Annotated in this window: 19 protein-coding genes and 2 other annotated features; of the genes, 15 read left to right on the forward strand and 4 right to left on the reverse strand. The window is 35.7% G+C overall.

Going from position 1 to position 24,651, the window contains the following annotated elements; genetic code table 11:
- The first annotated feature begins 25 nt into the window (after positions 1-25).
- The 4 genes from FG384_RS15700 to FG384_RS15715 all read left to right on the forward strand — a co-directional run bounded on the left by FG384_RS15700 (position 26) and on the right by FG384_RS15715 (position 8,269).
- Entirely contained in the window at positions 26-742 is a 717-nt protein-coding gene (locus tag FG384_RS15700; RefSeq protein WP_142643627.1) for an alpha/beta fold hydrolase, read from the forward strand.
- Between the two features lie 1,018 nt (positions 743-1,760).
- Positions 1,761-2,972: a NupC/NupG family nucleoside CNT transporter gene (locus FG384_RS15705; RefSeq protein WP_142643629.1), complete on the forward strand. Its 1,212-nt coding sequence runs from the start codon at positions 1,761-1,763 to the stop codon at positions 2,970-2,972.
- Between the two features lie 872 nt (positions 2,973-3,844).
- Entirely contained in the window at positions 3,845-6,607 is a 2,763-nt protein-coding gene (locus FG384_RS15710) for a bifunctional diguanylate cyclase/phosphodiesterase (protein WP_142643631.1), read from the forward strand.
- A gap of 24 nt (positions 6,608-6,631) precedes the next feature.
- Positions 6,632-8,269 carry a thiamine pyrophosphate-binding protein gene (locus FG384_RS15715; RefSeq protein WP_142643633.1) on the forward strand — a complete coding sequence of 546 codons (1,638 nt, stop codon included), beginning with the start codon at positions 6,632-6,634 and terminating at the stop codon, positions 8,267-8,269.
- Between the two features lie 1,459 nt (positions 8,270-9,728).
- On the opposite strand, the gene FG384_RS15720 is transcribed toward FG384_RS15715, so the two are convergent.
- Both FG384_RS15720 and brnQ (FG384_RS15725) read right to left on the reverse strand, forming a co-directional pair.
- On the reverse strand, positions 9,729-10,448 hold the full coding sequence (locus tag FG384_RS15720) for a hypothetical protein (protein ID WP_240793449.1): 720 nt from the start codon (positions 10,446-10,448) through the stop codon (positions 9,729-9,731).
- Positions 10,449-10,653: 205 nt separating this feature from the next.
- Positions 10,654-11,979, reverse strand: a complete 1,326-nt coding sequence (gene brnQ / locus FG384_RS15725; protein ID WP_142643635.1) for a branched-chain amino acid transport system II carrier protein — start codon at positions 11,977-11,979, stop codon at positions 10,654-10,656.
- A gap of 68 nt (positions 11,980-12,047) precedes the next feature.
- Positions 12,048-12,300: a binding site (T-box leader), on the reverse strand.
- A 308-nt stretch (positions 12,301-12,608) separates the two neighbouring features.
- Between brnQ (FG384_RS15725) and FG384_RS15730 the strand changes: the two genes are divergently transcribed.
- From FG384_RS15730 to FG384_RS15760, 7 genes are all read left to right on the forward strand, one after another.
- A complete protein-coding gene (locus tag FG384_RS15730; RefSeq protein ID WP_142643637.1) occupies positions 12,609-13,490 on the forward strand; it encodes a permease in 882 nt (293 codons plus the stop codon).
- 18 nt (positions 13,491-13,508) lie between these two features.
- The gene (locus tag FG384_RS15735) at positions 13,509-14,345 is read left to right on the forward strand and encodes a TIGR03943 family putative permease subunit (RefSeq protein ID WP_142643639.1); all 837 of its coding nucleotides are present in this window, start codon (positions 13,509-13,511) and stop codon (positions 14,343-14,345) included.
- Positions 14,346-14,364: 19 nt separating this feature from the next.
- Complete coding sequence (locus tag FG384_RS15740; RefSeq protein WP_166462458.1) at positions 14,365-15,333, forward strand: CobW family GTP-binding protein; 969 nt, start codon at positions 14,365-14,367, stop codon at positions 15,331-15,333.
- A 180-nt stretch (positions 15,334-15,513) separates the two neighbouring features.
- The gene (locus FG384_RS15745; protein ID WP_142643643.1) at positions 15,514-15,711 is read left to right on the forward strand and encodes a hypothetical protein; all 198 of its coding nucleotides are present in this window, start codon (positions 15,514-15,516) and stop codon (positions 15,709-15,711) included.
- 1,508 nt (positions 15,712-17,219) lie between these two features.
- Entirely contained in the window at positions 17,220-17,828 is a 609-nt protein-coding gene (locus FG384_RS15750; protein ID WP_142643645.1) for a Yip1 family protein, read from the forward strand.
- A complete protein-coding gene (locus FG384_RS15755) occupies positions 17,812-18,042 on the forward strand; it encodes a hypothetical protein (protein WP_142643647.1) in 231 nt (76 codons plus the stop codon). The genes FG384_RS15750 and FG384_RS15755 overlap by 17 nt, the downstream gene beginning before the upstream one ends.
- A gap of 23 nt (positions 18,043-18,065) precedes the next feature.
- Positions 18,066-18,776, forward strand: a complete 711-nt coding sequence (locus FG384_RS15760; protein WP_142643649.1) for a Type 1 glutamine amidotransferase-like domain-containing protein — start codon at positions 18,066-18,068, stop codon at positions 18,774-18,776.
- A 241-nt stretch (positions 18,777-19,017) separates the two neighbouring features.
- Here FG384_RS15760 and brnQ (FG384_RS15765) read toward each other — a convergent pair whose 3' ends face one another.
- The gene (gene brnQ / locus FG384_RS15765) at positions 19,018-20,346 is read right to left on the reverse strand and encodes a branched-chain amino acid transport system II carrier protein (RefSeq protein ID WP_142643652.1); all 1,329 of its coding nucleotides are present in this window, start codon (positions 20,344-20,346) and stop codon (positions 19,018-19,020) included.
- A 69-nt stretch (positions 20,347-20,415) separates the two neighbouring features.
- Positions 20,416-20,668 (reverse strand) — a binding site (T-box leader).
- A 201-nt stretch (positions 20,669-20,869) separates the two neighbouring features.
- On the opposite strand from brnQ (FG384_RS15765), the gene FG384_RS15770 reads away from it, so the two are divergent.
- Entirely contained in the window at positions 20,870-21,247 is a 378-nt protein-coding gene (locus FG384_RS15770; RefSeq protein WP_142643654.1) for a PH domain-containing protein, read from the forward strand.
- Between the two features lie 124 nt (positions 21,248-21,371).
- Here the strand turns inward: FG384_RS15770 and FG384_RS15775 are convergent, their stop codons facing one another.
- Entirely contained in the window at positions 21,372-22,001 is a 630-nt protein-coding gene (locus FG384_RS15775; protein WP_142643657.1) for an alpha/beta hydrolase, read from the reverse strand.
- A gap of 145 nt (positions 22,002-22,146) precedes the next feature.
- On the opposite strand from FG384_RS15775, the gene FG384_RS15780 reads away from it, so the two are divergent.
- The 3 genes from FG384_RS15780 (at position 22,147) to FG384_RS15790 (ending at position 24,437) form a co-directional block, all read left to right on the forward strand.
- The gene (locus FG384_RS15780; protein ID WP_142643658.1) at positions 22,147-22,380 is read left to right on the forward strand and encodes a hypothetical protein; all 234 of its coding nucleotides are present in this window, start codon (positions 22,147-22,149) and stop codon (positions 22,378-22,380) included.
- Positions 22,381-22,682: 302 nt separating this feature from the next.
- A complete protein-coding gene (locus FG384_RS15785) occupies positions 22,683-23,906 on the forward strand; it encodes an ATP-grasp domain-containing protein (RefSeq protein WP_142643660.1) in 1,224 nt (407 codons plus the stop codon).
- Between the two features lie 99 nt (positions 23,907-24,005).
- Positions 24,006-24,437 (forward strand): CotY/CotZ family spore coat protein, encoded by a 432-nt coding sequence (locus FG384_RS15790; protein WP_142643663.1) that lies wholly within the window; start codon positions 24,006-24,008, stop codon positions 24,435-24,437.
- Positions 24,438-24,651: the final 214 nt, after the last annotated feature.

Below are 24,651 nucleotides of genomic sequence, written 5' to 3' on the forward strand. Positions count from 1 at the left end.
TAATGAATTTAAAGGGGTGGAATATTTGTTACTTCAAACAAGCATTACAGGGGTTGGGGAGCCAATTGTATTTTTGCATACTGGATTACAAACAGGATTGACGGACTATACCTTTCAAAGAGAATATTTCACCAAATCCTACAAAGTAATCGCTCCAGATTTAAGAGGTCATGGACAATCTAAAACAAATGATATTCAAAATTTTTTTGAAGATTCGGCGTTAGATTTATTGGAAACAATAGATCATTACCATCTAGAAACAATCCATCTCGTAGGTTGTTCCTTAGGAGCAATAGTAGCGATGAAGTTTGCTCAATTGTATCCGGAGCGGATAAATACGTTAACTATTTCTGGAATTACACCTGTAAAACCAGAAAACTGGTCCGTACTCCATTCGGAAGATGTAGAATTTCAAGGGAAACTGCTTGAGAACGAGGAATTCACAAGCTATTTTGATCAATTGCATGTATCCGATTGGAGACAGTTCATTTATTTGGGAAGAGATGAAGATTGGTATCCTTTTGAAGATATGAAAACGCTAAATGAATGTAATTTTCCAGTTCTTTTCATCGTTGGGGAAGGAAATCAGCACGAAACTATCGGTGCATCGATATATCCTAAAGAAAATAAAAATGTGCATATTGCCATTATTCCATTTGCTGCACATCTAGTGCATGAGGAACAGCCTGAAATATATACTCGTATACTAGAAGAGTTTTTGGAGCAATCTAAAAAGAAGTAACAGATATGTTGATTAAATTATTAATGAACAGAGCAACATGGATTTGTCTCAAAAACTAAAGAAGTAGTAGGGGATGAACAATCCACACTCTATTTTTTTATATCTAGAAAATCGTTGAAAAAGGCAACACTCCTGCGGGAATAACGTTAGTCGAAGACCCCACAGCGAAGCGAGGAGGCTGAGGCGACGCCCGCGGAAAGGGAGCCGATTCAACGATTTTCTTATTAATAGGACAATTAGACAATCCCTTCCGGCAAAGTCAGCAAAATGTTGTCTCAAAAACTAAGAGGGTACGAACAATCCACACTCTACTTTTTTATATCTAGAAAATCGTTGAAAAAGGAGACACTCCTGCGGGAACAGCGTTAGTCGAAGACCCCGCAGCGAAGCGAGGAGGCTGAGGCGACGCCCGCGGAAAGGGAGCCGATTCAACGATTTTCTTATTAATAGGACTATTGGATAACCCTTCCGGCAAAGTCAAATCAGTTCCCTTTAGTTTAGGAGTAGGCTTGTTGCTTGCCTTGGAAAGCGTACGCGTACAATGGAAATCAACAGTATTGTTTAAAAGAGTCAGATTTTAAAAAACGCCATTTTTTAAAATATGCTTAGTCTAGGGTTTTGAAAAATGTGATTTATGAAATTGATTTAGGTAATAACTTATTATTAATATAGTATTAAGGAATATTTATGAAATTTATATTGTTTATTGACACGGAGAAGAAATTCTTCGTGTTTTTTGTTTGCTACCGAAATTTCAATTCAAATGGTTATATGTACCTTGTGAGGGAATAGATAAAGGGGAGTGAAATTTGCTTTTACAGATGGATAAAATGGTAATTTTCAATAATAATGACGCCAAAAAATATGGTTGAAGAATGTGAATAGCCTTACATTTTACATCCTTCTAGCTTTTTGGTAATATGCGATAGGGTCATCCGTTGTCAGATGTCTTATAATGGTAATTTTTTGAATAATTTTGCAATCCACTAAATAATACATATTTAAGAAGGTGTCTATAATGAACGTGCTATGGGGAATAGGCGGTATAATCGTCGTATTAGGTATAGCTTTTATATTATCAAGTGCAAAAAAATCGATTAAATTGCGTACGATTTTAGCAGGATTAGCAATTCAGATTCTGTTTGCTTTTATTGTTTTAAAATGGGAAACGGGACGGGAAGTACTAGTTGCTTTTTCTAATGGAGTGCAAAATCTAATATCGTATTCGAGTGAGGGAATATCCTTCTTATTTGGACCTGCAGCGGATACTGAAAAGTTTGGGTTCGTCTTTGCATTTCAAGTGCTCACAGTAATCATTTTCTTTTCAGCATTAATTTCGGTTCTTTACTATTTAGGAATAATGCAATTTTTTATTAAGATTATTGGTGGAGGACTTTCGAAGCTTCTTGGGACAAGTAAGGCAGAGTCTGTTTCAGCTGCTGCAAATATTTTTGTTGGTCAAACAGAGGCACCGCTTGTTATTCGACCGTTTCTAGAGAAAATGACAAAATCTGAACTTTTTGCCGTGATGACAGGGGGACTCGCTTCTGTTGCTGGTTCTGTTTTAGTAGGTTATGCATTATTAGGTGTTCCATTAGAATATTTGCTTGCAGCAAGCTTTATGGCTGCACCAGCAGGATTAATTTTAGCAAAAATAATAATTCCAGAAACAGAAGAGGTGAACACAGAAAACTTCGCACTTGAAAAGGATGATGCATCTGCCAATGTAATTGATGCAGCAGCACGTGGCGCAAGTGATGGATTGAAGCTCGCTTTGAATGTTGGAGCAATGCTATTAGCGTTTATTGCAATTATCGCATTGCTTAATGGTATTCTTGGTGGAATCGGAAGTTTCTTTGGTTACGATGGATTATCATTAGAAGGCATTTTAGGGGTAGTATTTTCTCCGTTGGCATTTGCAATAGGTGTCCCATGGTCAGAAGCAGTAACAGCTGGTTCCTTTATAGGGCAAAAACTAGTCGTAAATGAATTCGTTGCTTATTCTTCTTTTGCACCAGTTATTCCAGATTTATCTCCTAAAACAGTCATTGTCGTTAGCTTTGCATTATGTGGATTTGCAAACTTAAGTTCATTGGCGATTTTGTTAGGTGGTTTAGGATCAATGGCACCAAGTCGTCGTCCTGATATTGCACGCCTAGGAGTTAGAGCAGTTATTGCAGGGATGCTAGCTTCCTTATTAAGTGCAGCAATTGCAGGAATGTTTATATAAAAAACATGAGAATAATAAGTAAGATGTGTCCGTTTGATGTGCTAACATCAAACGGTCTTTTTTAAAAGATAAGAAAGTATATAAAATTGATGTACTATGAACCCATTGTTTATAGTGCTTTTACTAGGATTAGTAAAGACTTGTAAGGGCGCTGAAAGAGTGTCATTCCAATAAATTAAATTATCTATCAAATAGCCGCTACGAGAATTTAGCGCTTTGGCATTCGCTTTTCGCGGCGTTGCCTCAGCCTCCTCGCTTCGCTGTGGGGTCTTCGACTAACGCTATTCCCGCAGGTGTCTCATACCGCCGCGATAAATTCTCCTATATCAAAAAAGGATACAGTAAATAGTTCCTATAAAAGTACTAATGTTTCAAGTTTTTCACCTCCCTCGTTTTTGTTCATATGTTTTATGGCATTAATAGTTGAAAAAATAATCAGCATCTCTAAAATTGAGAAGCGAAGAGCGTCCGAAATTGTATCTTCGGGCGCCACTCTCTAGGTGGATAGTATCTATTCTTTCATTAACCTAAAGCAAAAGCCACCTGACTCCAACCGTTCAAGCTGGCGACGGGTAAACGACAGCCATAGGATTACCGAAAAAGAGGGACGGGAAGTGGCTTACCACTTCCCGTCCCTTTTAAAAATTATCCGGTAATAAGATGGCCGACATGCTGTCCAAAGCACGCTAGAAACGATGAAGAGAAGATGCACTGGGCCTTGCACATTTCTTATAAGGATTTTTATTTTGAATTAGGAAAAAATTTATAATCGATACCCCTAAGGTGTTAATATTAAATAATAACTGAAATTAAATGTAAAACACAATGATAGATGAAAACTTATTTAAAAATAGAAATGGAGAGCGGACGTTATGGTAAAAGAACAAACGAGATACTCTCGTCTTGCAAATATTACAAAGTTAATAAATACGAAGCTCGAATTACGAGAAGTGTTGGAACAAGTAATTACAGCTATTTCCGAAGAAATCGTTCAATGCGACTCTGTTGGTATTTATTTGCCTCAGGAAGATGGGAAGTTCAGGGGGTATGTTGGAAAACCGGAAGTCATAAATGGAATGACGATAGATATGCACGTCATCGATACTGAATATGATTTACTCGCAAAAGAAGTGATTGAGACACAACAAACAATCTACATTCCCAATACAGCAGAGGATAGTCGTCCTGACCCTAGAGCAGTTGCAGGGTTTAAGATTAAATCATTGTTAGCTTCTCCTATTTCTTACGAGAATGAATTGTTCGGACTTGTTTTTTTATTTGATTATGGGATTCCTATGAATTTAACAGAGGAAGAAATACAGACTGTAGAAGCTTATGTGAATATGGCTGGTGTTGCTATTCGGAATGCAACAAATCTAACGAGGAAAGAGAATCTCATAGCAGAAAAGCAATTGTTATTGGATCTTACACGTGAATTATCAATGTGTGAGTCGATGCAAGAAGTTCTAGATAGATGTTTTTACTATGTAGGAAAAGTGTTGAAAAACTACAATATTGGGGTGCACTTACTAGACCCTTTGGCAGAGAAAAGAATAAAACCAGCAAGTTTAAGTAGAGATAGTGATTGGACAGAAGAGGACTGGATGAGGACTCACAATAAAGTTCATATTGATCAAACGAATGATGCTGTGTTTAAAGAGGTTCTTCGGACAAAAGAACCACTTCTTATTCCAAATGTTTTTATAGATGAAAGACCAAATCACGATGTTTGTCTAAATTTTGGTATAAAAGGTATGTTTATGCTACCATTAGTGGCGATGGGAGAGGTATTAGGTGCTTTAGCAGTTGTTGAACTCGAGGAAAAAGTCCTATTTTTTCCGGAGTCGGATATACAGCTAGCACAATCCATTGCAGATGCTGCTGCCTCTACGCTATCAAACTTATTATATATGGAAAAGCAAGAGGTGATTATTGAAGAGAGAACTTCAGAAATTAGAGTAAAAAATAATGAGCTTGAAAGAGTTGTTTCAGAGCTAGAGAATTTAAGTCGCGAAAAGGAATTAATCTTAAACTCAGCAGGAGAAGGAATCTTTGGCTTAGATCTCGAAGGGAAAATAACTTTTTGTAATCCAGCTAGCGAATCTATGTTGGGCTATGAAACAGGTGAACTTATAGGTAAGTCCTGCGATATTATTTTTAATAGAAATAATACACAAAGTCATCCATCACTCCATTCCGTCAGAAATCAAAAATTTTATAAAAAGGACAATTCCAGTTTCTTTGTGGAATATGTTATCTCCTCCATAAAAGAAGGAGACGTCATTCTTGGCGAAGTGGTTACATTTAAGGACATAACAGAACGGAAACAACTGGAGGAAGAAATTAAATATCTAGCTTACTTCGATAGTTTAACAGATTTACCTAATAGAGTTTTGTTAAATGACACATTAAATCAAAGATTAGCAGAAGCGCAAGAGAAAGAGCAAAAAATTGCAGTGCTTTACTTAGATTTAGATCGTTTCAAATTGATCAACGATAGTTTAGGTCATAGTTATGGGGATCTTTTGCTACGGGAGGTTGCAGATCGATTAAGAACTAGTATTCCAAAAGATGCTATCGTATCTCGGCAAGGTGGAGACGAATTCACAATCATTCTATCAAATTTTAAAAGTAAAAAAGATGTTTTAAAGGTTGTTGAACGAGTGACTGATTCTTTTTCCAAGCCTTTTAATTTAAAAGGAAATGAAGTGTATATTAAAACGAGTATCGGTATTAGTCTCTTTCCAGAAGACGGTGACTCTTCTGAAGTTTTAATAAAGAATGCAGATGCAGCAATGTACAAGTCAAAAGAGAAATCAGGTACCTATTACCACTTCTTTAAAAGTGAAATGAATAATAGAACGCTTGCAAGTATTAAACTAGAAAATGCTTTATATAAAGCGTTAGATCAAAATGAGCTAGATTTATATTATCAACCCCAAATTGACAGTAGGACGAATACTATTATTGGAGCAGAGGCTTTACTAAGATGGAATCATCCTACAGAAGGTATGATATCACCTGCTGAATTTATTCCGATTGCGGAAGAAACGGGGTTAATTGTTCCGATTGGAAGATGGGTACTTTTTACTGCATGTAAACAATTGAAGGAATGGCAGGGGCAGGGACATTCGTCCATGAGTGTGTCTGTGAATTTATCAGGATGTCAGTTTGAAGAGGACAATTTAGTTTCTATAGTAAAAGAAATTTTAGAGACATTAGATCTCGCACCTGAATTTTTACATTTAGAACTTACCGAAAATCAAATTATTAAAAACACTGAGAATACGATCAAAAAAATGAAACAATTAAAAAGTCTAGGAGTAAATATAGCGATAGATGATTTCGGTACTGGTTATTCATCATTAGGTTATTTAAAAAACTTTCCGATTGATGCATTAAAAATCGATAAATCGTTTATTCAAGACTTAGTAAAAGATGATGATAATAATGCTGCAATTACAAATACAATTATTACTTTAGCTCAAAATTTGAATCTAAATGTTATTGCTGAAGGTGTCGAGACAAAAGAGCAATTAGACTTTCTACTATCTAAAAACTGTTATATCATGCAAGGATTTTACTTTAGTAAGCCACTAAACGCTGAGGGAATAACAAAAAAATATTTAAGTTAATATTAAAAATTCGGGGGGATTTTTATGAAAGCTGTACGTTCAGTATTAGAATATTTACAAGGTATTGGAGTAAAGCATATTTTTGGTATTCCAGCAGGTTCCGTAAATGCATTTTTCAATGAACTTTATGATATGCCTGAAATAACTCCAATAGTCACAAAGCATGAAGGGGCAGCTTCCTATATTGCAGCTTCTTATGCGAAGTATACGAAACAAATGAGTGTATGTATAGGAAGTAGTGGGCCGGGTGGAACCAATTTAGTAACAGGTGCAGCAAATGCAATGAGAGAGCATTTACCTGTTTTATTTATAACGGGTGCAGTACCTGTTAATACGATGGGGCTAAATGCTTCTCAAGAATTGGATGCTGACCCGATTTTTAAGTCAGTTACAAAGTATAGTGTAACTGTGACAGATTCAAAGGATTTACTGAATGAAGTTGTAAAAGCAACTGAAATAGCGATTTCTGGAGTGCCAGGGCCTGTTCATATTGCCATGCCAATCGATGTGCAACATGGTGAAGGTGGAAATACTGAAATACCAATATTACATAAGAAACAAGATCTAACTCCTGACCTTGAAACGATACAAAAAGTAGCTAAAGAACTAACGCAAAGAGAGAGCGGTTATATTTTTGTAGGGCAGGGAATAAGAAATTCTACTGAGCAAATAATAGAATTAGCAGAAATGTTAGATTGGCCGATTATCACAACACCTCAAGCAAAAGGGCTTATCCGAGATGATCACCCTCTTCTAGCTGGAGTTTTTGGTTTTGCTGGACATGACTATGCATCGACATTAATAAATGAAGGTGATGTTCAATCATTATTAATAATCGGTACAAGCCTAGGGGAAACAGCCACAAACAATTATAATGCAAACCTTACAAAAAATCGCTTCACTGTACAAATGGACTTTGATTCAACTGTATTCAACCGGAAGTATGAGATTGATATTCCTGTTTTAGGTGAAATAAATGTAAGCTTGTTGTATTTAATAGAAGAATTAAAAGCTTTAGGATTAACGAGAGAGAGTACAAAGCGACTTGAAAAGAATAATGAGATAAAAAATATCGAGGAATACAATACGAGAAATGTACTCTTAAAGTTACAGGAATATTTACCTTCTTCGACTAGATACTCCATTGATATAGGGGAGTTTATGGCATACGTTATTCATCATATGAAGGTTTTAGATACTGATACGTTTGACATTAATGTACATTTTGGTGCTATGGGAGGCGGTATTGGAGCGGCTATAGGATCGAAACTTGCTGAACCAGAGCGACCTTCCGTAGCTATTACAGGTGACGGATGCTTCTTCATGCATGGAATGGAAATATTAACAGCAAAAGAATTTAACATACCTGTTTTATTTGTAATAATGAATAATGCTCGCCTTGGAATGGTCTATCACGGTCATTCATTACAATACAAACGCAGCCATCCATCTTTTGAGCAGGAACCAACCAATATTGCTGCAATGGCTGCCGCTATGGACATACCAAGTTTCAGAATTGATAGCATGGAAGATTTAAATCAAGATGTCATAAATAATTTAACTCAGTTAAATGGACCAGCTATTTTAGAAGTAGCTTTAGTTGATAACAATGTCCCACCTATGGGCGATCGTGTTAAATTTTTGTCGTCTTTTGGGAAATAAACCTATTTAAGAAAGGTTGTCTCTATTTTAGAGACAGCCTCAAATCGAAGACAAAGGCAGATGGAATGAACTCATAACTCATTCCATCTGCCTTTAAAATTTTTCTTAATTTTGATCAATAAACTCTATCATTAACACGAGAAGTTGAAATCAATCAGAAAATCTTTGAAAAAGGTGACACTCCAGCGGGAATAACGTTAATCGAAGACCCTATAGCGAAGCGGCTGAGGTAACACCTGCGGAAAGGGAGGACACTGAAAAAGGTCATTCTATTAAATTTTCTATCAAATAGTCGCTAAAAGAATTTAGCGCTTTGGCATTCGCTTTCCGCGGGCGAGCGACGAGCCTCCTCCTCCGCTACGCTTCGTGCGGGGTCTCGCCTGTCTCGCTTTCCCGCAGGAGTCTCATGCGTCGCGCTAAATTCTCTTAAATGAAATAAAACAAATAGTTCCTACAATAATATTAATTCGAGTTTTTCAGTTCCCGATGGTATTGTCTAAAATTAAAAAGTAGAGTAGGAACTTCAGAACTATTCCACACTTTACTTTTTCATTTCTAGAAAATCGTTGAAAAAGGTGACACTCCTGTGGGAATAGCGTTAGCAGAAGACCCCGCAGCGAAGCGAGGAGTCTGAAGCAACGCCCGCGGAAAGGGAGGCCACTGAAAAAGTCACTTTTTTTCAAAAAATAAAAACGAAATCCCATAATTCCTTCACTTTTTAGGGTGTTTATGGGGACGTCATGCCAATTTTGATACAAATATACTTCTCAAGTGGTGACTTTATTTTCTGAATTTTGGTTTTTCAGTGGCCTCCGGAAAGGGAGCCGTTTCAACGATTTTCTTATTAATTGGACTAAATGAACAACCCCATCTGGCAAAGTCGAATGTCAGTGCCTTCAGCAGAGCGAGGAAGCTGCTCGACTCTCGCCCGCGGAAAGCTTCGGAAAACCTTATCTATCCTATTAAAAATAAAAAGACTATAGATAACTCGCTTTATGAGTTTGTCTACAGTCTGATGACTTTTCTAAAAAGCTAAAAAGTAGAGGGGATTTTTTACTCTACTTTTTTCTAGAAAATCGTTGAAAAAGGTGACACTCCTGCGGGAATAGCGTTAGCAGAAGACCCCGAAGCGAAGTGAGGAGGCTGAAGCAACGCCCGCGGAAAGGGAGGCCACTGAAAAAGTCACTTTTTTTCAAAAAATAAAAACGAAATCCCATAATTCCTTCACTTTTTAGGGTGTTTATGGGGACGTCATGCCAATTTTGATACAAATATACTTCTCAAGTGGTGACTTTATTTTCTGAATTTTGGTTTTTCAGTGGCCTCCGGAAAGGGAGCCGTTTCAACGATTTTCTTGCTTATTGGACAGCGTCTTTTCTTCTATTAATGATGAAGGGGTTAGTTGGAAAAACAGTCGTACTCATCTAATTAGTTGAATGACTAAGTACGACTTTAGTTTTTATAAATCTGAATACGATTTGCGGATGACTTCAATGATTGCTCCAATTGTTTGACCTTTAAATTGGTCTGTAACTGCCATTCCGCTTGGATTTGAAAAATAGTAGCCTCGTATTTTCTTATCGTGATTGTACCCAAGATGAGATAACGAATTTTGCAATTCACTAGGTAATCCTTCTAATCCAGAATGTTCCATAAAGTATATGGATGGTAGCACCGTTACATCTACGTCTTCAATTCCTGTATGTATAATGAATAAGTCTTTTGCATTTTGAACAACCCACTGCCCTTTTGAAAATAAAGAAATTCTTTCTTTTTCTAAAGCAGAAATTCCATCTAAATTAATACCGAAGATTTGGTTTAACATTTTACGAATTTCCATACCGGTCATTTTATGTTTTGCTAAATCTAAGTAACTATCTATTACTGTTCTGGACGGAGACATTGTAGATTGATCCATGTTATTGGAAGAAGGAGCTTGTAATGACTTCTTATCTAATACAAGTACTGATTCTAAATTAATTCCGAAAACGGTATCTACGAATTTACAAATTTCTGATGAAGAGATCTGTTCTTCGAAAGAGTAAATGTATCTATCCATTAATTCTATTTTGGACATCGATTCAATCTGCTTATCTAAATCATTGGTAGATTGGTGATTTTCTAATTCTTTTATTAACGTCTTTTTTACTTCTTGTTTTATAGAATGTATCTTTAACATACTAAATCTCCTTTAAAAATACTGGTATAAATTTCTTTCTTTTCAATTATATATTAAAAAATCTCTTTGGGAAAAAGAAAAGGTACCAGGCGAAAAGTCTGGTACCTAACGTTAGTCGTTATCATTGTAAAATTATTCTAGCACTGAGTCAGTAGTAGATAGCCTTTAGTAGTTTGAAGAAGCGTATGCATCTACAAAGAACTTTTTATTTTTCCAAAGATTGTTTAGTTGTAATGAGCGAATTTCTCTTTATGAGATATATTCCATATCCAACGATAGTACCTGTTAATGCTAGTGTAACCCACCCAAACCCTAGCTCTGCAAGCGGAAGGTAACCCATATAAGTATCGACTATTCCAAAGGTGAATCCAAATGCTTTTAAGCCATCGTATAAAGCAACTACTCCTGTAAGGGACATTGCTCCAACGTACACGTAAGTAGAGCCGGCAAATAACGGGTGAAAAAAAGATAGCACAACTAATACAATTGTTAAGGAGTATGTAGCTATTAAAAAAGGTACACTCAATGATAAAATCGAATTTAGTCCGAAGTTTGCAAATCCGAAACTAATCAACGTAAAAAATAGAGCAATTTTCTTATAGCTAATTTTCGGAAACAAAGAATGAAAATAGTTTCCACAAGCAGAGATTAACCCTACACAAGTAGTGAAACAAGCTAGAACAAAGATAAAGCCTAATAGTAAATTACCCCATTGACCAAATAGTAATAAGGATGCAGAAGATAGAAGGACACTGCCATTTTCAAATGATCCCATTCCAGCCATTTTTACTCCTATATAACCAAGCGAAAAATATACAACAGCGAGTAATACTCCTGCAAGAAGACCTGCTTTCATCATTTCTCGTCGCATCATTTTTACTTCCGTAACTCCTTTTTGCTTCAAAGTCGTTAAAATAACAATTCCGAACGCAAGCGCGGCTAGTGCATCCATTGTATTGTAGCCTTCCAAAAATCCTTTTAGGAAAGGAGATTGTACATATTCAGGAGTTGCGGGTTCTATTGCGCCATTTTTTAATTGAATAAAACCGGCCACTACTAAAACGACCATACTTAGTAATAAAAGAGGAGTAATGATTTTTCCCATGAGATCTACCATTTTGTTTTGGTTTAAGCTAACTAAAAATACAAGCAAGAAAAACACCGCTATAAAACTAACTAATGCAAAAGGAGAATTGGGGATAAAAGGTTTTAACCCCATTTCATAAGCAAGTGTTGCATTACGGGGGATGGCTAGAAACGGACCTAGTGATAGATAAACAATCATTGTGAAAACAAAACCGAAAATAGGATGAACTCGACTAGCTAGCGTACGAACGCCACCTTCCACAAACGATAATGCTGTTAATACAAGTAAAGGAAGACCCACTGCAGTAAAGATAAATCCAGTAATAGCAAGTGGGAAGTTTGTTCCAGCATTTGCGCCTAAAGATGGTGGGAAAATAAGATTCCCAGCCCCAAAAAACATGGAGAATAACATTAGTCCTAAAAATAAAGTTGTTGACTTACTCATTCCATTCACTCCTTCAATTCAAATAATCCATATTCAGTGAAAAATAGGCACAAAAAAACTCGCCCCTTAAAAGGGACGAGATTACTCGCGATACCACCCTAATTCTGAAAATTTGTCTATCACAAATATTCCAGCACTCAGCCAACGTACAATCATACGTGATCCCATGGTAACGGGGGATAAACCGGCAAAATCTACTAAAGGTTCAACTTTGCTTCTCCGAGATTACTTCCGAAACAGGCTTAACCATCGACTTTCAGCAAGCGTCGACTCTCTTTAGATTAAGTGACCATCCGTACTTATTCTCTTCAACGAATTTGGATTTGTTTCACAGCTTACCAAGTGAAAATAAAGTTGTCAATATAAATAGTGGAGTTAGATTATTCTGTTAATTAACACAAACTTATAGAATGGGATATTTTTCTTAGATAAGTGATACTTCTTACACTTTTATTCCTTCGCCATTTTGTTATGTTTTTAAAGTGTTTATATGCTATTTTTGAATTTATTTTTAAGCAAAAATTCGGACATGGAATGCATTGTAAGTTCTTACAATGATAGCTGTTTGTAAAAAAAATCAAGGTATATTAATCTATCTATATTCAAGTTTTTCAGTAGGAGTCAAGAAAATGAATAGTCAATTATTTTTACAGTTTAATACAATTTTTATTAGTATATTAATTGAATCTTTGCCTTTTATCTTATTAGCGGTAATTGTTTCGGCTTTGATTCAAGTATTTGTGACAGATGAAATGCTTACTAAAATTATTCCTAAAAATAGATTCCTTTCTGTTTTATCCGCTAGTGCGCTCGGTGCGATTTTTCCTGCATGTGAATGTGGGATTATTCCTATCGCTCGCCGATTAATGGCGAAGGGAGTCCCACTCCATGCAGCTATTGCATTCATGCTTACGGGACCAATTATAAATCCAGTTGTTTTATTCTCCACATATGTGGCTTTTGGGAACAGTTGGAAAATGGTGCTCTATCGAGGTGGTCTTTCATTTGTTGTGGCCTTTATAGTAGGACTAATTCTTTCTTATCAATTTAAGGAATCCCAGTTGAAGCATACGTTCATACATCAAGTTTCCCCTAAACATATAACAGTGAAAGGAAAAGTGCTTGGAACTTTAAAACATATGGTGGATGAGTTTTTCACTGTTGGGAAGTATTTGATATTCGGCGCTATGGTTGCTGCAGCTGTGCAAACATACATGAAAACATCCATACTAACATCCATTGGACATGGGGAATACTCTTCTTCACTTGTCATGATGGGCTTAGCGTTTATTATGTCACTGTGTTCATCTGCTGATGCATTTGTAGCTGCTTCGTTTAGAAGTACATTTTCAACTGGAGCATTAATTGCGTTTCTCGTTTTTGGTGCAAAGTTTGATATAAAAAACACATTAATGATGCTAGGTGTGTTCAAAACAAAGTTCGTTTTTTTCTTATTCATTTATACAGCAATTCTAGTATTTCTTGGATCTCTGTTAATTACGAACTTATAGAAAAGGAGTAGTTTCATAATGTTTCGTTGCTGGATTTTGCTAGGGTTGTCATTTCTCTTTTTGCATTTACATGCATCGGGAAATATTTCTAAATACATCAATTTGAAATATTCATCTTTTTCCTTTCTCGCTATTTTTGTACTGTTTTTCTTTATGCTAATCCAAATGTATTTCACTTTGAAAAAAGACGGAAATGAAGATGAATTGACCGATATATGCGATTGTGGAATAGATCATTCTAAAGAGGGGAAGTCGTGGAAGGAATGGATCAGTTATCCTATTTTCATCTTTCCCATTTTAACAGCTTTTTTTCTTCCTATTGCCACTTTAGATTCTAATATTGTTGCAGCAAAGGGATTTAACTTTGAAGTGTATAACGATAAAGATCCTTATGGTTTCCATCAATTCCTTGAGCCTGATACAAGCATATTTTATGGGCAAGATGGCTATGAAGAGATAATGGAAGAAGCACTAGGAAAGTATTCTAACAAGGACAGAGTGATTTTAAACGATCAAGATTTCCTTTATGGAATGGAAACGATATACAAAAATCCTGGATACTTTACAGGTAAAACAATCGGTTTTAAAGGTTTTACTTACGTTGATAAGGAAACAGGAAGTGTTTTTTTATTTCGCTTTGGATTAATTCATTGTGTCGCAGATTCTGGCGTATTCGGTATGCTACTAGAACTTCCGGAAGACACAACTTTCCATAATGATGAATGGATTGAAGTAGAGGGTACGATGGACTCCATGTACTACCAACCATTTAAAAAAACAATTCCCATTTTGAAAGTGGAAAAATTTAAAAAAATAGCAGAACCGGAAGAGCCATATGTTTACAGAAGTTATTAAACTTGAAAAGAGAGATACTATGGATAACAAACAAAAAATACCTGTATATGTGTTAAGTGGATTTCTTGGAAGTGGTAAGACTACTATTTTATTGAACATGCTTGAGCATTGTAAGAATAAAGGGCAACAACCAGGGATTATTTTAAATGAGTTAGGTGAAGAAAATGTAGAAGGACATTTGTTTAAAGATGAAAAGGTAGTGGAGCTACTAAATGGTTGTATTTGTTGTACGATTCAAGATGATTTAAAAGAAACAATGGATGAGTTAATTGCAGAAATGGATAAATCGCCTATCGATATTTTATTCATTGAAGGTACAGGAGTGGCAAATCCGTTAGAAATACAAGAAGCACTCTTGAGTAAGCCATATATTGACCAGTTTGAAATAATGTCTATTATTACCGTTTTAGATGCTAGTCAATACTTAGAATATCAGAGTGTATTTTCAAGTTCAGCAGAAGTTCGGAAACTGATGAAGGAACAAATGGTTTGTGGAAGTCTATTGTTGTTAAATAAAACGGATCTTATACGACAGGATCAGCTGGATAAAGTAATACTTAAAATCACTAAAATAGTTGGACCAGAAAAGGAAATAGTAAAGTGTGTGTATGGACGAATTGGAACTGAAAAACTTTTTGAAAGAAAATTTCAATCCATTTCGGTTAATCAACAGCGTTCGAATATAGATTATCACCATCACCACTCTACCGTACAAGCAATTAAGGTAGAGGATTTCCCTGCACTTCCACAAAAAACTTTTGAAAAATGGCTTAATCAGCTTCCGAACAATGTTTTGCGAGGGAAAGGCTTTGTGAAATTTGAAAAATCTCATCAGCTTTACAGTTTTCAGTATGCTTCAAAAAAAGCTAATTTTACTCCCGTTCCAGCTAATTTAAATAAAAAACCAATCATAATATTAATTGGTATGGGAATAAATAATGAACAGATAAACTACCATTACAAGCAATTGTTCGAGCAAAAATTATAAGGATGATTTTAGTAAATATTGATAAGCAAAAAAAGTAGATGGGGAACTTCAACTATTCCCACACTCTACGCTCCTTTTTCTTAATTGTTATAAACATAGTTCTTTTTCAGAACGAATTAAACGAAATTTCTAAACCATATTAAAGAGGAACAAAATTTCTTCAAAGGAGAGGGTGTTAATATGGGAAGAGAAAGTGACAAAGGAGCAGATAATCATCCTAATTCTTTACCTCAATTGCAAAAAAATCCTAACGCAAGATCGAAAAACGCGAAAGAAGAAATTTCTCTGGAGTTAGCTGAACTCGGTAATCTAATGCCTAAGCAAGAACCGATGACTCCAAATCAACGTAGAAAAAATGAAACAGAAAAAAGGTACTAATGATCAAAAATAAATAGATACAATGCAAAAGGGTTTCGGTATTGTTTATTTCCGAACCCCTTTTGTTTTTTTATAAAGTTTAAGCAATTCTACAGTCTAACGCTACCCAAACGGATAAACAAAAGAAAATCCAGCACACTTCTAATTCTAGAAAATCGTTGAAAAGGCGACACTCCTGCGCGAAGCGAGGAGGCTGAGGCAACGCCCGCGGAAAGGGGAGGTCACTGAAAAAGTCACTTTTTTTCAAAAAATAAAGACGAAATCCCATAATTCCTTCACTTTTTAGGGTGTTTATGGGGACGTCATGCCAATTTTGATACAAATATACTTCTCAAGTGGTGACTTTATTTTCTGAATTTTGGTTTTTCAGTGGCCTCCGGAAAGGGAGCCCGTTTCAACGATTTTCTTATTTATTGGAATATTGAACAACCTAACAAAGTCGAATTATAAGTACTATTTCAGTGCCCTCTGTTTTGGGGGATGGTATTTTCAAGCAGGTAAGAGAAGGGTATATAAATGTAATCCATATTTTGGGGAGGATATTGAAAAACTGTCTATCTTTTAGATTAATAATTTTTCATTTTAGAAAATCGTTGAAAAAGGCGACACTCCTACGGGAAAAGCGTTAGTCGAAGACCCCACAGCGAAGCGAGGAGGCTGAGGCAACGCCTGCGGAAAGGGAGGTCACTGAAAAAGTCACTTTTTTTCAAAAAATAAAAACGAAATCCCATAATTCCTTCACTTTTTAGGGTGTTTATGGGGACGTCATGCCAATTTTGATACAAATATACTTCTCAAGTGGTGACTTTATTTTTTCTGAATTTTGGTTTTTCAGTGGCCTCCGGAAAGGGAGCCGTTTCAACGATTTTCTTATTTATTAGGATATTAGACAAGCCCATCTGGCACCTTCGAATGATAGAGACTTTTTCATTTCTAGAAAATCGTTGAAAAGGTGACACTCCTGCGGGAATAGCGTTAGTTGAAGACCCCACAGCGAAGCGAGGAGGCTGAGGCAACGCCCGCGGAAAGGGAGGCCACTGAAAAAGTCACTTTTTTTTCAAAAAATAAAAACGAAATCCCATAATTCCTTCACTTTTTAGGGTGTTTATGGGGACGTCATGCCAATTTTGATACAAATATACTTCTCAAGTGGTGACTTTATTTTCTGAATTTTGGTTTTTCAGTGGCCTCCGGAAAGGGAACCGTTTCAACGATTTTCTTATTTATTGAAATATTAAACATAATAGGATTTTAGTGCTCACAGATTAAAGCGAGTGGTTTTTTTCGGATTTAATTTGAAAAAAAGACAGTAGGCAAATTTGAGTTTATTAACTGTCTGACCACCCTAAAATTAAAAATGGTTATTTTTAGTAATTGTAAATATACTCTCTATTCTAGAGGGGAAAGGTATTTCATGTCGAATGAATGATTGTAGTGTAAAAAACGATTAAAAAAATACATATTTTTGGAATTTAAAAATAGACTAGTATTAGGTTGGAGGGATTTATGTGACAGAAGAAATGAAATATGAAGAAATTGAAAAACTAAATCCGTTTTTTTCAATTTGGCTATCCACTAGGAAAACAGTACGCTATGTATTGAATCACAAAGATTTAAAATACTCCCTTATTTTAGCCGCCATAGCGGGAATACCTAACGCGATAAGTGCAGGAAATGAGTGGAGTAAATTTTTTAGCATTCAGTTGTGGTTGCTTTTAGTTGGGATTCTTGTGCTTGGTCCTATTTTGGGATTAGTAGGGTTAGGAATTGGAACGGTAATCTACACATGGGTAGGCAAATGGTTTGGTGGGCAGGGAACATTTAAAGAGATGGCTCAAGTAATGGGGGTCATAATGATTCCGAGTATTTGGTTGACTCCATATTGGGTTTTATCTGCTATTTTTGTTCGTAATAATATTTTTGTAATGAATTTACCTTGGGAAGTCACTCCAGGGGCAATAATTTGGTTTTTTGTTTCTTCCTTAATAGTCTTAACATCTTCTATTTGGATGATTGTTATTCAAAGTAAAGCTGTTGGAGAGGTCCATCAGTTCTCCAGCTGGCATGGGTTTGCGACGTTAATACTTCCTGCAATTGTATTTGGAAGAAGCAATTGAGGATGCCGATTATGTCATTATTATATTGCCAGGTGGAAAAGGAAGTCATATCGAATTAGGAATGGCCATCGCGTTAAAGAAACAGATTTTTCTTTACTCGCCTCATGGCGAAGCGTTGGATATGGAGACAACAAGTACGTTTTATCACTTATCTGAAGTGAAAATTTGTACAGGGTCTGTCGAGGAGCTTCTATCAACTATACTAAAAAAATGAAAAATACATAGGGGGATAAAGAGATGAGACAGATTATTGCAATGGGAGGCGGAGGTTTCTCAATGGAACCTGAAAACCCGTTATTAGATCGATATATTTTAGAGCAATCATCCAAAAAAAGACCGAAGATATGTTTTATTGGAACTGCTAGTGGAGATGCGGATAGTTATATAGAGCGGTTTTATGATTTTTTCAGAAAGGAAGATTGTGATCCTTCGCATTTGTCTTTATTCAAACCACAAACGCGTGACATTAAGAAATTTATAATGGAACAAGATATATTGTACGTAGGTGGAGGCAATACAAAGAACTTGATAGCACTTTGGAGAGAGTGGGGGCTAGATATAGCTATCCGCCATGCTTATGATAATGGAACAGTCTTGTCAGGAATTAGTGCAGGCTCCCTTTGCTGGTTTGAAGATGGTGTGACGGATTCTTATGGAGATGAGCTTGAACCTATTTCTTGCCTAGGTCTTATTAGTGGAAGCAATTGTCCACATTATGATGGGGAAGAGATGCGTCGTCCTACATATCAGAGACTAATTCAAGAGAATGCTATAAATGCTGGATACGCTGCTGACGATGGTGTGGCTTTGCATTTTGTGGATGAACAATTACAAAAGGTGGTAAGTTCTCGTCCACAAGCAAGTGGATATCGTGTGGAAAAAGAAAAAGAAGTAAAGTTATCCACAGTATATTTAGGTGATGAGATTAAACGGTTGAAAGATGAATAAAGTAAAATGTATATTTTGATGCTTGAAGAAATGAAAGGATTGAATGGCATATTAGTATAGAGTTGGTAATTAAGGTTCAGCAGGTTCGTTTCTGTTTTATCATCCAGAAAAGGATATATATTTAATCGATTCTTTAAATCATTTTGGATATGGGAGAAAAGGTATTCGCGTAATGTTCAAAGCGTTAATATACTTGTAAAATGACTAGACATTGAAATAGTACCAATGTCTAGTTTTGATATTATTTCTCCAAAGAGTGTTTAGTGGCGGCAATTACTGAATTTCTTTTTATTAAATACAAACCATAACCAATTGCAGTACCTACAAACGAAAGAATAACCCACCCTAACCCTAAATCTGCAAATGGTAGATAGCTCATATAAGAATCTACTATTCCAAAAGTGAATCCAAATGCTTTTAAGCCATCATATAAAGCGACAATTCCTGTAAGTGTCATTGCTCCAATATAAACATAGGAAGAACCTCCAAATAACGGGTGAAAAAAAGATAGAACAACTAATACGATAGTTAAAGAGTAAGTAGCAACTAAAAACGGAACACTCATGGATAAAATCGTGTCTAGTCCGAAATTAGCAAATCCAAAACTAATTAGTACAAAAAACAAAGCAATTTTTTTATAACTAACTTTTGGAAGTAACGAATGAAAGTAGTTTCCACAAGCGGAAACAAGGCCAACACAAGTAGTGAAACAAGCGAGAACAAAGATAATGCCTAAAAGTAAATTTCCCCATCGGCCGAACAGTAAAAAGGAGGCAGAAGAAAGAAGTACACTGCCATTTTCAAATGAACCCATTCCAGCCATTTTCACTCCAATATAACCAAGTGAACAATATACAATCGCTAGTAATACTCCTGCAAGAAGACCTGCTTTTAGCATTTCTCTTCGCATCATTTTACCTTCCGAAACACCTTGTCGCTTTAACGTAGTCAAAATAACAATTCCGAACGCAAGCGCAGCAAGTGCATCCATTGTATTGTAGCCTTCCAAAAAACCTTTTAGGAAAGGAGATTGTACATATGCGGGAGTTGTAGGATTTAATGCCCCACTTTTTAATTGAACAAAACCAGTCACAACTAATACGACCATACTTAGCAATAAAAGTGGTGTAATGATTTTTCCCATAAGATCAACCATTTTGCTTTGATTTAAACTTACTAGAAATACAAGAAGGAAAAACAATGCTGTAAAACCGAATAAAGCAAAAGAAGAATCAGGTATAAACGGTTTTAGTCCCATTTCATAAGCAAGCGTCGCATTACGTGGAATCCCTAGAAATGGTCCAATCGATAAGTAAACGATAATCGTAAATACTAATCCAAATATAGGGTGAACTCTGCTAGCTAAAGTGCGTGCGCCACCTTCCACAAAAGATAATGCTGTTAATACAAGTAATGGCAGTCCAACTGCAGTAACGACAAATCCAGTAATAGCGAGTGGAAAGTTTGTTCCAGCATTTGCACCTAAAAATGGAGGGAAAATTAGATTTCCAGCCCCAAAAAACATGGAAAATAACATTAATCCTACAAATAAAATTCTAGATTTACTCATTTCATTCACTCCTTCAATCGAATAATCCATATTCAGTGAAAAATAGGCACAAAAAAAACTCGCCCCTGTAAAAGGGACGAGATTACTCGCGATACCACCCTAATTCCGGAAATTTGTCTATCACAAAAATTCCAGCACTCAGCCAACGTACTATCATACGTGATCCCAAGATAACGGAGGATAAACCGGCAAAATTTACAAAAAGTTCAATTTTGCTTCTCAGAGATGATTTCGGAAAAGGACTTAAACATCGACTTTCAGCAAACGTCGACTCTCTTTGGATTAAGGAACCATTCGTACTTATTCTCTTCAACGAATTTGGATTTGTTTTAAAGCTTACCAAGTGAAAAAATAATTGTCAATATACATTTAAAAGTTCAATTATTCAGTGAATTATCAAAGTATTTCAGTTATTATGAATATATAGTTCTAAAAAAATATGAATCTAACAATGATTGGATAATTGTTACTTAATGAGATGTTAACTTAGGGCTTAGAACAGAATGAACATAGGAGGAAAACAATGGGATTTTTAGATGGATTAATGGGAAATGCATCAGAAATAGAATTAGATAAAGTGGAGAATGAACTAAAGGATTTGCTTAGCACTTCTGAGAAAGTCGAGCATGCGTACAAGCTTATCCGGGATCTTTTCGTTTTTACGGATAAGCGGTTATTGTTAATCGATAAACAGGGAGTGACAGGGAAAAAAGTAGAGTACCACTCAATTCCTTATAAGAGCGTTGTACATTTCTCAATCGAAACGGCTGGAACATTTGATTTAGATGCAGAGTTGAAAATATGGCTTTCAGGAAGTGCGGCACCTGTTCAAAAGAAATTTAATAAGTCTTTAAATATTTATAAAGTGCAAAGTGTTCTCGCAGAGTACGTTTTGAAATGAATAGAGTCGAAATCTGAAATAAAATGTGGACAGTTCACTAAAAATAACCCATCCTTCCTAGGATGGGTTGAACATTTGTTTGATTTACGAAATTGACGTTCGTTCAATAAGTTCTTTTTTAATATTAATTTCCATTCAAAAAAGTGATCAAATCTTTATGATTTTCGGGTGTTACACCATGCCCATCATTGTAAGTTTTAAACGTAACTTTCGCTCCTTGTGCCTCGAAGTAATCCTTACTTTCCGCACCCCATTGCGATGGAATAACGTAGTCATAGTCACCATGCGATATAAATATATTCAAATGGTCAACAGAACGATTACTATATTCTCCTTTAACAAAGTCAGGTATATAGCCACTCAATGCCACCACACCACTAATAACATTGCCCATTGTTAATGCCAAAGTTTGAGCAAGCACTGCTCCTTGGCTAAATCCTACAACAAAGATTTTGTCTGGATTAAGCTCATATTCCTCGATTGCTTCATGGATAAATGCTTGGATAAACGTTATTATTTGATCAAACACATCACGATCGGGTTTGCCGACTTCTGCTATCGTAAAAAATGCATACCCTGGATTGTGAACAATCGGGCCGCGTAAACTAAAAATATGGTGAGTCTTCTCAAAACTTTTTATAAGTTGTGGCAAGTCCTCTTCATTACTCCCCATTCCATGTAATAAGAAAATTGCAGGTAGTTTTTCTCCAGTTGCTTCGGGTGCTGTATGTTTATATGTAAATGGTGATTTCATTTTTATTATCATCCTTTCAACTTAAGTACATTTATTTTATCATAATACCTTGGATTTCCCTTCAACTAGAGCATGAATAGCTTAAAACATGACTTTTTGGATATGATAAAGAATACCTTAAGAAAACATGTTAGGAGTTAATATAATGAAAGAATTTAAAGTCACTTATTTTTTTGATGAGGAACATTACATAAGAAGATTTATCCATCTAGAATCCCAAGAAAGTGCAGAAGAACTCATTCAAAGTGAGCGTGATCAATACATCTCCTTTCGAGATAGTAGAGGGATTTATCATGAGCTCAATACAAGAGATGTTCGAGTAATTCAAATATCTGAATATCATAGAATTGATAAAAGTAAAAACAGACGTGTCTATTGACTATAATTATCCAGTAAAGTTTATATTTCGATGAAAAGTTTGTTTAAGAACATTTTCGGATTGCTCTAGACTGGAAGACTACTGTACCATTACCTAGATTTCAAAATGCATGGGACACGACTACGTCACCATCCCAAGCATTTCGGTAATAGTATGGCCGTCATCCGTCCGTCGCCTTCCTAATAGTTGCACGTATTTTTTTCGCACGATTATTTCTATCATATAGGCAATAATAATGGGTAGACCGGTCTTTTCCCCATACATTATAGAGATTTATGTAGGGATGAATAGGTGGATAAATAATGAAAACAATTGTTTTTATAGGATGTTACAAGTTTGGGACAAGTAAAGAGGCCCTGACAACTGCAAAAGAAATGGGATATCATGTAGTGTTATTTACAGATATTCCGAAGTACATGACAAGTAATGTTGAATTCCCGGACGTTGATCAATTTATTTTTGTAAAAAATATGCTTGATGAACAGCAGATGTTGGACGGAATAATAAAGTTAAAGGAAAATGGAAAACAAATTTGTGCATGTGTTAGTATGATTGACCCGTATGTTTCTTTTGCAGCTCAACTCTGCAAGCATTTAGAGCTTGCAGAAATCTCCGTAGACTCACTACGTATAATGGAGAACAAAATAAAAGTAAGAGAAAAACTTAACAATCTTCCAATGACCCCTTATTACTCCATATTTCATCCAAGTGATTCTTACAAAGAGTTGGAAGAGGAGTTTCAATCCCTTTTTCCCATCATTATTAAACCCCCTATTTCAAACGGTTCAAAGGACGTTTTGTTTGTTGAAACGACAAAGAAGCTTGCAAATGCATTAAATTTTGTACAAAAAAATCATCCAGATAGTCAATTGCTAATAGAAGAATTTTTAAGAGGACAACAGTATCTCATTGAAACTTTAGTGTACAACAATGAAATAAGATATTTAGGTGTAGTGGAGCAGGAAGTTATATACAACGGACGGTTTGTCGTTAATGGTTATAAGTTTCCCGCAATTTTAGGACAGAAAGAAAGCGATAGCCTCTATTCGACTATCGTAAATATAGTCGAAACACTTGGCCTTTCGAATGGCTCATGTCATTTTGAGATGAAGCTTGTTCAAGGAGAATGGAAACTAATTGAAATCAATCCGAGAATGTCAGGTGGAGTAATGAATAGGATTATAGAAGAAGGTACTGGAATTAATCTCATAAAAGAAATTTTGAAATTGTATTTAAGAGAAGAGCCTGCTTTCGTAGAAACAAAAAAACAACATGTGTACGCCAAATATTTAACGGTAAGATCGAGAGGGAAGCTGCTTAAAGTCACCGGTGAAGAACTGGCTATAAAGCACAAAGGAGTTAAATATGTTCATGTTAAGGCTCTTGAAGGGAAAATCCTAACTAATCCGTATTCGATGGGTGATCGGTATGCATGCGTTATAGCTGTCTCAGAGTCAGCCGAACAAGCAGAAGCGATTGCATTAGGAGCTTCAAGGGAAATAAAGTTTTATCTAGAACCACTTTGAGCGTCAATTTAGGCTGTTTCTGACAAGCTTTTAACCCGTACAAACTTTTTATATCTTAATATGATATTTACAAAAGGGTAGGAGGGAGTTGAAAAAAATTTGAGCAGCGAAAGAAAAAGTAGCAATTGTATATGCGATGCACTCTTTGAATTAAAGCTATTTCAGGATTTTTTAAAACATTCCCATACTAAATTTTATGGTCATTTGCTAGCCGAAATTGTAAATACAGATACAATTCCCTTCTTCTTAATAACCAAAAAAGGAGACCCTTTAAGTTTTAACGACACAAAGGAGTGTTTTGAAACAAGCTACTTCCGAATCGAATCTGTTGATCCGGAAAAGTGCTGTACAACAATTTCATTATTGCGTCCCCTAGATATTGAAGGTCGCATTTCTAATTCTATTTGTGATGTTGTTAGATTAGAGAAAACGTCTACTTGTAAAGAAGTCGATCTAACATGTATTTGTGCTATCCAACTTCTTGATACCGAATTGTTAAGAAGAAAAATAATAATTGAACCAAAATGGTAAAGGTTAACCTCCCCCTAAGATATTCTTAGGGTATTTTTTATTTTTACACTGTTTTTATTAGGTGATTTATTCCATTAAAGTACTTTTTACGATATCTCGGTAATGGAATAGTAGCCATCCTTGCTTAAGTAATCCGAAAACGTGCTTAAATAAACTTTTTCATCGAAATATACAATAATAATTTTTTTCTGGATAATTCCAGTTACTCACCACA

The sequence above is a fragment of the Psychrobacillus vulpis genome (assembly GCF_006861825.1).
Classification (GTDB): domain Bacteria; phylum Bacillota; class Bacilli; order Bacillales_A; family Planococcaceae; genus Psychrobacillus; species Psychrobacillus vulpis.

Excerpts from the sequence above, each read along its gene's own strand:
- FG384_RS15705 (WP_142643629.1), top strand. The coding sequence starts at position 1,761 with ATGAACGTGCTATGGGGAATAGGCGGTATAATCGTCGTATTAGGTATA.
- FG384_RS15710 (WP_142643631.1), top strand. The coding sequence starts at position 3,845 with ATGGTAAAAGAACAAACGAGATACTCTCGTCTTGCAAATATTACAAAG.
- FG384_RS15715 (WP_142643633.1), top strand. The coding sequence starts at position 6,632 with ATGAAAGCTGTACGTTCAGTATTAGAATATTTACAAGGTATTGGAGTA.
- FG384_RS15720 (WP_240793449.1), bottom strand. The coding sequence starts at position 10,448 with ATGTTAAAGATACATTCTATAAAACAAGAAGTAAAAAAGACGTTAATA.
- brnQ (WP_142643635.1), bottom strand. The coding sequence starts at position 11,979 with ATGAGTAAGTCAACAACTTTATTTTTAGGACTAATGTTATTCTCCATG.
- FG384_RS15730 (WP_142643637.1), top strand. The coding sequence starts at position 12,609 with ATGAATAGTCAATTATTTTTACAGTTTAATACAATTTTTATTAGTATA.
- FG384_RS15735 (WP_142643639.1), top strand. The coding sequence starts at position 13,509 with ATGTTTCGTTGCTGGATTTTGCTAGGGTTGTCATTTCTCTTTTTGCAT.
- FG384_RS15740 (WP_166462458.1), top strand. The coding sequence starts at position 14,365 with ATGGATAACAAACAAAAAATACCTGTATATGTGTTAAGTGGATTTCTT.
- FG384_RS15745 (WP_142643643.1), top strand. The coding sequence starts at position 15,514 with ATGGGAAGAGAAAGTGACAAAGGAGCAGATAATCATCCTAATTCTTTA.
- FG384_RS15760 (WP_142643649.1), top strand. The coding sequence starts at position 18,066 with ATGAGACAGATTATTGCAATGGGAGGCGGAGGTTTCTCAATGGAACCT.
- brnQ (WP_142643652.1), bottom strand. The coding sequence starts at position 20,346 with ATGAGTAAATCTAGAATTTTATTTGTAGGATTAATGTTATTTTCCATG.
- FG384_RS15770 (WP_142643654.1), top strand. The coding sequence starts at position 20,870 with ATGGGATTTTTAGATGGATTAATGGGAAATGCATCAGAAATAGAATTA.
- FG384_RS15775 (WP_142643657.1), bottom strand. The coding sequence starts at position 22,001 with ATGAAATCACCATTTACATATAAACATACAGCACCCGAAGCAACTGGA.
- FG384_RS15780 (WP_142643658.1), top strand. The coding sequence starts at position 22,147 with ATGAAAGAATTTAAAGTCACTTATTTTTTTGATGAGGAACATTACATA.
- FG384_RS15785 (WP_142643660.1), top strand. The coding sequence starts at position 22,683 with ATGAAAACAATTGTTTTTATAGGATGTTACAAGTTTGGGACAAGTAAA.